Raw genomic sequence first — 4,987 nt, forward strand, 5'->3', positions numbered from 1 at the left:
GGTGCTGGCCCACCAGGACGACCTGGGCGCCCTGATCTCCCTGGAGCAGGGCAAGCCCCTGGCCGAGGGCAAGGGCGAGGTGGCCTACGCCGCCAGCTACATCGAATGGTTCGGCGAACAGGCCACGCGCATGAACGGCGAGGTCATCCCCGCCCCCGTGCCCGGCCGGCGCATGTTCGCCTTGAAGGAGCCTGTGGGTGTGGTGGCCGCCATCACCCCGTGGAACTTCCCCGCCGCGATGATCGCCCGCAAGATCGCCCCGGCCCTGGCCGCCGGCTGCACGGTGGTCTGCAAGCCCGCCGAGGACACGCCCCTCACGTCGCTCGCCCTGGTGCTGCTGGCCCACGAGGCCGGGGTGCCGCCCGGGGTGCTGAACATCGTCACCGCCTCGCGCGAGAAGACGCCCGAGGTGGTGGACGTGTGGCTGGACGATGCGCGCGTGCGCAAGATCACCTTCACCGGCTCCACGCCCGTGGGCAAGCACCTGGCGCGCCGCAGCGCCGACACGCTCAAGAAGCTCTCGCTGGAGCTGGGCGGCAACGCCCCCTTCATCGTGTTCGAGGATGCCGACGTGGACGCCGCCGTGGACGGCTTCATGGCCGCCAAGTTCAGAAACGGCGGCCAGACCTGCGTGTGCCCCAACCGGGTGTTCGTGCACAAGGCGGTGCATGCCGAATTCGCGCAAAAGCTCACCGCCCGCGTGGCGGCCTTGAAGGTGGGGCCGGCCAGCGACCCCGCCTCGCAGATCGGGCCGATGATCAACGTCCGGGCGGTGGAGAAGATCGAGCGGCATGTGCAGGACGCGGTGGCCAAGGGCGCCACGGTGCTCACGGGTGGACAACGCCTGACCGACCTGGGCGCCACCTACTATGCCCCCACGGTGCTGGAGAACGCCGATGCGACCATGGCCTGCGCCTGTGAGGAGACGTTCGGACCCGTGGCGCCGCTCACGCGCTTTGACAACGAAGAAGAAGTGATCGCCGCCGCCAACGACACGCCGTTCGGCCTGGCCGCGTACTTCTACAGCCAGGACGTGCGCCGCATCTGGCGCGTGGCGGAGGCCCTGGAGACGGGGATCGTGGGGATCAACGAAGGGGCGCTGGCGGCGGAGGCGGCGCCGTTCGGGGGCGTGAAGGAGTCGGGCTACGGGCGCGAGGGATCGACGCACGGGCTGGAGGATTACCTGCACACGAAGTATGTGTGCCAGGGTGGGCTGGGCTGAGGGGGGAGGGTCCCGGGGTGGAGCTTTAGGTGGAGGGGAATACATGCCCATATACGCGAGCTATGTTCATTCAGGCGCCGCAATTGAATGTTGGGCGCGCGTTGCTTCTCCTAAGCAAGCGGGTAGGGTCGTAGGATCTCGTCGTTGAGAGTCTCCTATCGGCCAATTGCGGGAATCGATGATGTCATGCAATCTGCTGCTCAATGGAACAGTGTTCCTTGTTTTCTTAGGTCGGCAGGTTTAATCGGTTTTAATGCTTCGGGCGAGTTGAAATAACCATGAGGGCAACTGAGCCTTGCGCACGGCTTCCAAGAGCCTAGGCACGTGAATTGAATGCAATCGAAGCCGATCGCAAGCCAGAGACAGCAACCACTCAGGCAACGCATCGCCTCGGCCGCTCGACCAACCAGAGAGTTCGGTCAGGATCACATCAAGCACTTCCTGGCTGATGTGCTCGTCTATTGAAAAATCGAGCTCCTGTTTAAACGCCATGCGCAGGAAGGCCGCTCGCAAGATTGCATCGTTGTAGTCGCGCATGTTACGCGCGCAGAGAGTAGCCGGAGCGAGCACGACTTGGCCGTACAACATCTGGTTCCACTGGACGCCATCGCCGGGCTTCGCATTTGTTGCAGGCAACGCAGAGTCGTTGCATCGAACCGTGGCTAGCAGGTTGCTCACGACCGCTAGGACATCCGCCTGACTGACTTTCGCCAAGTTGGCGTCGGTGTGTAGGTAGACGAAGTCGGGTGCAATTGCAAGATCGCCTGCAGAGCCCGGCATCAAGAGCCCACTGCTCTCGCAAGACATAGTTTGCAGTCGAGCGAGCCGGTGCGCGAGCTCTTGCTCCAATGCACCATCCGAAGCCATGCGCTGAAGTAATTCATACTCGGCATCCCAGGCCGTTACCGACTCACTTTGCCAAGGTAGCATCAGATCGTAAGCAGATCGGACAATGAAGGTCTCGCCGCCATGTTGGCCGTAGCTTAGGAACATCCTCAAGTCGCCCAGATTTCTGGGTGAATCTGCGAGTGTGACAACGCTCAAGTACGCGACATTGCCCTGCGGCGCCTTTGTTCGCATCGATGCGTTAATGCCCCTCACTCGTCCATGATCGTTCAAGCAGCCCGCCAAGACCAGCATAGACCCGTGGTCTATCGGGGTGAGGGATTCCAGCTCTTCCCAGCCAATGCGCTGTGCGCCTTCAAATGCCTGTTGCATGCCAGCAGTCTCGAACAGGCGTTGCGCCGTGCTTTCCTGCATGTCAACAAGGACGATGGCGTGCAACGGCGACGGTGAAAAGCGACGTAGCAGCCTTACGACCGCTTGTGATACGTCGATATCTTGTGTCAATCGATCAATGTCGAACTTGACTAGGTTCGCAGTAGCGTCGGCTGCATATGGTTGAATCTGCAATTGCTCTGTCCGAGCGTGACGTTCAAAAAAACGCGCGTGCTTCCTTCTTTTGTGATGCCGTGGACACCCTCAGTCGCTTGATTGCGCGTTTCTCCAGCATGAACTGGTCACCCGCCAATTCGGCCAGAATGTCACCACGAGCGCAGCTTGGACAGCTCTCCGGCGGATAACTGTCTATCGGTCGATATCCGAAAGTTCGGTCGGGCGCAGCAGTCAGGTTACAGACGACCTTTCCAGGTGCGGGCGCTTCAATGGATCTTTCAGCAAAAAAAAGCGTGATGACATTGACCTCCGCGACGCCCATGCGGATCAATCGATCCGCAAGAGAACCCGAAGTCGAGGCTGACACAAGCGACACGTCACCATAGCCCATTGTCGGTGCCTGGTCGATACCTCCATAGGAACTGAACGAGATGACCGGCTGGGAAAAAGCCCATTGGCCTATCTTGTGAGCAATGCGTTGCATCGCTTGCGCTACCGCGATCAAAGGTGCTGTGTCAACAAAGATGCGACGTGGTTCATCGGCTGGCAATTGCGCCAAGGTTGCCATACCGACGAAACCGCATGCCGCCGATGAAAGCAAGGTGCTGCTGGCGCGTAGGAAGTGGCGTGCATGCTTGCCAGAGCCCTTGCCGAAGTGAACCCCTGCTGGTGCATCCACGAGAGCTCGACTCCGATCAAAAAGATTGAACAACCAACCTTGGATCAGCTCGTTATCGGCTGGGCTTTCCGAAATGACGCCACCTACCTCATTGCGATAAAGGAATTTGAGAGTAACTGGCTGAGCGACCGCTGTACGTCCAATCAACACACCAATCTTGCCTATAGCGCGGTTAAACGCAGTTCCCTCCAACGCTGCACGTACCACCACCTCTTCCTCCAAGAAGGGGGCCGCGATATAGATCTTCCAGGTATTGGGGCGGGCATTCAGGACATCACGAACGTCGCTACTGACCATTGCCGCGCTAACTTCTATCTCGTCATAGACAAGGAGGCAGGCATCGCCTTCGAAGGCGTCTTCGCGATAACGGGTACTCAGGGCCAGTGCTCGCATTTCAGACCAATGGCACCACAATTCGAACAGCAGCGCCCACCAACGAGTCATTCTCAGTGGGCCTTCGCAGTAGCCTGTTCTGCATGTCTAGCAAGACTGGCTTCGGAAGTTGGATCCGCACCCATGGCCCAGAAGGTGGACGCATCTGTGGCAGAGCTTCACCCTCAAAGAAGCTGCGATAGGCGAAGAGACGCCCCGTCCTGATCTCAATGCTGCCGTTGAGTTCTTGGAGTGCCCGCAACACCTCGTACAAACCCATGCCTCGATGACGCTGCCTTTGGTCAACTAGATCCGAATCGAAGTGCCGAGCGAAACACTTGTGCATGACTCTCCACTCTTCGTCTAAGTCCGTTGACGAATTCAGGGCCTGCTTAGTGTAGGACGCGTAGTAGCCCAAGCCCGAGTCAAAGATCGAAACCTCAAGGCCAGGCACCTCGCGCGCCACAACCAGCCGACCTAACTTCTGGTGCGCTGGTAACGTCACGCTGATGCGCCTGAACATCAGGCCGCGCATAGCATTGGGCCCTACCGGTGACTTCGCTAAATCGAGTCGACCGTGGAGGTGCGTATTCTCGAAAAGCTCGGCAACGATAACCGCTAGCGCTCCAGCCAGTGCAAATTTCTGGCTGGGAGCTTCAGCGCTATGCAATTGGGGGGACAACACGCTCAAGACCGTAGTCTCGATGTCCTCGCGGCTCCTAAGGCCGCTACTTGATCGGTCATATAAATCCAGCGGCCGACCATGACCCCGAGCGTCGCCGCACAGCAATAACTGACTATCGCTAGGAAGGTCGTCACCTTGGAGTCTGTACGTCAAAATCTGATGCCTAGCGCGGGCAAGCAAATACTCAACGTCATCATTGCCAATGCTTAGCGACTCATGAGTTGCAGCCTGTAGGCAGACAATAACAGCCAACAGGGGATACAAGGACGCTGACTTGGGCATTTGCGCGAGCAGATCGGAGGGCCATCTGACACTGATTGGAGTCTTGTGTCTGGCGAGACTTAGCACGCGCTGAATTGCAAACACTTCTCCGACAGCACCTGCTGACGAGAACAGTTGCTCGTAGTCCTCCGGGATTTCCAACACGACGCTGCCGTCGAGGACACGCTCCCACTGACCTGGCGCGAAGTCGGCAAGGCCCATCGGGATAAGAATTGGCGTGACGTTGCTTTGCATGTACCAACGTGTTGTCGTATGAGTGTATCTTGCAAGATCTAATCCTTGCTCATCAACACATCCACGCGATGCACCTGGGCCGCCTCAGCAAGGATCGTATTCATCCGCGCCACGTCGC

At 59.0% G+C, this 4,987-nt stretch carries 4 protein-coding genes; 1 reads left to right on the forward strand and 3 read right to left on the reverse strand.

The annotated features are described in order from the left end of the window. The coding region (locus tag AC27KI_RS18450; RefSeq protein WP_487115155.1) for an NAD-dependent succinate-semialdehyde dehydrogenase at positions 1–1,222 on the forward strand (1,222 nt) is incomplete at its 5' end. Positions 1,223–1,462: 240 nt separating this feature from the next. Here the strand turns inward: AC27KI_RS18450 and AC27KI_RS18455 are convergent. The 3 genes from AC27KI_RS18455 to AC27KI_RS18465 form a co-directional block, all read right to left on the reverse strand. Beyond that, positions 1,463–2,506, reverse strand: coding sequence for a hypothetical protein (locus AC27KI_RS18455; RefSeq protein ID WP_487115157.1), 1,044 nt, complete (start codon positions 2,504–2,506; stop codon positions 1,463–1,465). Between the two features lie 151 nt (positions 2,507–2,657). Further along, positions 2,658–3,740, reverse strand: coding sequence for a hypothetical protein (locus AC27KI_RS18460; RefSeq protein WP_487115159.1), 1,083 nt, complete (start codon positions 3,738–3,740; stop codon positions 2,658–2,660). Beyond that, a complete protein-coding gene (locus AC27KI_RS18465) occupies positions 3,691–4,869 on the reverse strand; it encodes a hypothetical protein (protein ID WP_487115161.1) in 1,179 nt (392 codons plus the stop codon). The genes AC27KI_RS18460 and AC27KI_RS18465 overlap by 50 nt, the downstream gene beginning before the upstream one ends. Positions 4,870–4,987: the final 118 nt, after the last annotated feature.

It is taken from the genome of Acidovorax sp. KPB24-03, from assembly GCF_057546605.1.